We start from the raw sequence: 3432 nt of genomic DNA, 5'->3' as shown, positions 1-3432 counted from the left end.
CCGGGGGGCTCAGCGGGGCCGATCGGGCTCGGGCGACCAGTACCGGTGCGGCGCTGTCGAGTGGGCGGGGGCTGGGTTTGTTCGATGCGGCGCTGGTGCACCCGGCATCGCATCTGGTGCCGATCGCTCTTGATCCTGGCGCGTTGCGGGCACGGGGTGAGGTTCCGGCGTTGCTGCGTGATCTGGTCTCCGGTGGGGTGCGGCGTGTGGTGGCGCAGGCGTCGCAGTCCGGGCCGGCGCTGGCGCAGCGGCTGGGGTCGGTATCGGCTGAACGCCGGCGGCAGATGCTGCTGGAGCTGGTGCGCGAGAGCGCGGCCACGGTACTGGGGCACACCACCCCCGAGGCGATCGGCCCGGACCGGCCGTTCAAGGACCTCGGGTTCGACTCCTTGATCGCGGTCGAGCTGCGCAACCAGCTGACCACCGCCACCGGCCTGCGTCTGTCGGCCACGCTCGTCTTCGACTACCCCAACCCGACCATCCTGGCGGAGCACCTGGCCCAGCAGTTGCTGGGCGGGGACCAGCCGGCATCGGTGGTTCCGGCGCGGGTCGCTGCGGTGGACGAGCCGCTCGCGATCGTGGGCATGGCCTGCCGGTATCCGGGCGGGGTGGCCTCGCCGGATCAGATGTGGGACCTGGTTGCCGATGGAGTGGACGGCATGACGCCGTTCCCGACCGACCGCGGCTGGCCCGAGACCGCCGGTCGGATCGCCGGTGTGGGCGGGTTCGTCCACGACGTGGACGGGTTCGATGCCGGGTTGTTCGCGATCTCGCCGCGTGAGGCGTTGGCGATGGATCCCCAGCAGCGGCTGCTGCTGGAAGCGGCGTGGGAGACGTTCGAGTCGGCCGGGATGGACCCGCGCTCGGTGCGGGGCAGCAGCGTCGGTGTGTTCGCGGGGTCTGCCGCTTCCGGGTATGCGGGTGCTGGACTGCCGGGTGCGGATGGCCATCTGTTGACCGGTAACGCGCCGAGTGTGATCTCGGGGCGGGTCGCCTATGCCTTCGGGCTGGAGGGCCCTGCGGTGACGGTGGACACGTCATGTTCGTCATCGCTGGTGGCGCTGCATCTGGCCTCCCAGGCGCTGTCGTCGGGTGAGTGCGATCTGGCGTTGGCCGGTGGTGTGACCGTGATGGCCACCCCGGGGATGTTCGCCGAGTTCGACCGGCAGGACGGGCTGGCCGCCGACGGCCGGTGCAAGTCCTTCGCGGCGGCCGCGGACGGGACAGGGTGGTCGGAGGGTGTCGGTCTGCTGCTGGTGGAGCGGCTCTCGGACGCGCAGCGCAACGGTCACCGGATCCTGGCCGTGGTGCGGGGCAGCGCGATCAACCAGGACGGTGCGAGCAACGGACTGAGCGCGCCGAATGGGCCCGCCCAGGAGCGGGTAATCCGCCAGGCACTGGCGAACGCCCGCCTGACCGGCGCGGACGTGGACGCGGTTGAGGCGCACGGCACGGGCACCCGCCTCGGTGACCCGATCGAGGCGCAGGCGCTGATGGCCACCTACGGCCAGGAGCGCGGCGAGGGCGGTGAGCCGCTGTGGCTGGGCTCGATCAAGTCGAACATCGGTCACTCCCAGTCCGCGGCGGGTGTCGCGGGTGTGATCAAGATGGTGATGGCGCTGCGACACGGGATGCTTCCGGCGACCCTGCACGTGGATGAGCCCTCCCCGCAGGTGGACTGGTCCGCCGGCGCTGTGGAACTGCTGACCGAGACGCGGGAGTGGCCCGAGGTGAGCCGCTCCCGGCGGGCAGCGGTGTCCTCGTTCGGGATCAGCGGCACCAACGCCCACATCATCCTGGAGCAGGCACCCGATCCCGAACCGCCGTCGGACGTTGCGACACGACAGGCACCGGAAGTGGTGCCGTGGGTGGTCTCGGCGAAGTCCGAGCCTGCCCTGCGGGTACAGATCGAGCGGTTGCGGTCCTTCGTCGCTCAGCGACCCGAGCTGGATGCGGTGGACGTCGGCTGGTCGCTGGCCACCACGCGGGCGGCACTGGAGCATCGCGCGGTGCTGGCCGGAGATGCGACGCTCGCTTCCGGCGTCACTGGCGAGGGTCGGCTGGCGTTCCTGTTCACGGGGCAGGGTGCGCAGCGTGCCGGGATGGGCCTGGGCCTGTATGAGCAGTTCCCGGTCTTCGCTGAAGCCTTCGACGCGGTGTGTTCCCGCCTGGACGTCCGGCTGGAGCGTCCGTTGCGCGCAGTGCTGGCCGACGGCACCGGTCTGGAGGACACGCTGTGGGCGCAGGCGGGCCTGTTCGCCCTCGAAGTCGCCCTCTACCGCCTCGCCGAGTCCTGGGGCGTGGTCCCGGACGTACTGCTGGGCCACTCCCTGGGCGAGATCACCGCAGCCCACGTCTCCGGGGTCCTCGACCTGGACGATGCCTGCACCCTGGTCGCGGAGCGTGGGCGTCTGATGCAGGCACTGCCGACCGGTGGTGGGATGCTGGCGGTGGAGGCGGCTGAGGCGGACGTCGCCGACTCCGGGCTGGATGTAGCCGCCGTCAACGGCCCGCGCTCGGTGGTGCTCTCCGGCGACCTCGACACCGTCAACAACTATGCGGCGGAGTGCGCGGCGCGCGGCTGGCGGGTCAACGTCCTGACGGTGTCGCATGCGTTCCACTCGGTGCTGATGGAGCCGATGCTGGAGGAGTTTGCGAGCGTCCTGTCCGGGCTGACGTTCAGCCCGGCGCGGATCCCGATCGTGTCGAACTTGACCGGCGCGGTGGCCGAGCCGGGGTTGATGCAGGAGCCGGAGTACTGGCTGAAGCAGGTGCGTCAGCCCGTCCGCTTCGCCGAGGGCGTCACCGCCCTGCAAACCCTGGGCGTAACGGCCTGTCTGGAGCTGGGCCCGGACGGTGTGCTGTCCGGCATGGCCCAGGACACCGCCTCCGATGCGGTGTTCGCGCCGGTGCTCCGCAAGGACCGCGACGAGACCGACACCGTCCTGACCGCGATCAGCCACCTGTGGGCAGTGGGCGCTGGCGTCGACTGGACGAAGGTGTTCGCCGACTGGGGCGGCCGCACGGTCGACCTGCCGACCTACGCCTTCCAGCGCGAGCGGTTCTGGCCGGAGCCGTCGGTCAGGTCGGCCGCCGTGGGTGATGGCCTGGACTCGGTGTTCTGGGATGCGGTCGAGCGTGAGGATCTGGAGGAGCTGGCCGGTCTGGAATCGGCGCTGCCCGCGCTGTCCGCCTGGCGCAGGCGTCACCAGGAACGCTCCACCCTGGATTCGTGGCGCTACCAGGTCACCTGGAAGCCGCTGACTGACCTGCCTCCGGCGGCGTTGTCCGGTACCTGGGTGGTCATCGGGTCCGGGGGTGGTGAGGTGTTGGGGGCGCTGTCCGCGGCGGGTGCGACGGTGGTGAGCGTGCCGGTCGGGGAGGTTGCGCAGCTGTCCGGCGTATCCGGGCCTGACGTGTCCGGGGTGGTGC

1 pseudogene is annotated in these 3432 nt (G+C 71.0%); it reads left to right on the top strand.

Going from position 1 to position 3432, the window contains the following annotated elements:
- Positions 1-347: 347 nt before the first annotated feature.
- Positions 348-3432, top strand: a pseudogene (locus tag G5C65_RS33905) (type I polyketide synthase); the annotation flags it as partial.

The organism is Streptomyces boncukensis, assembly GCF_011045075.1.
In the GTDB taxonomy this organism is placed as follows: domain Bacteria; phylum Actinomycetota; class Actinomycetes; order Streptomycetales; family Streptomycetaceae; genus Streptomyces; species Streptomyces boncukensis.
Note: the sequence above shows the minus strand (reverse complement) of the source record. Positions and strands in the feature narration are given on the sequence as shown.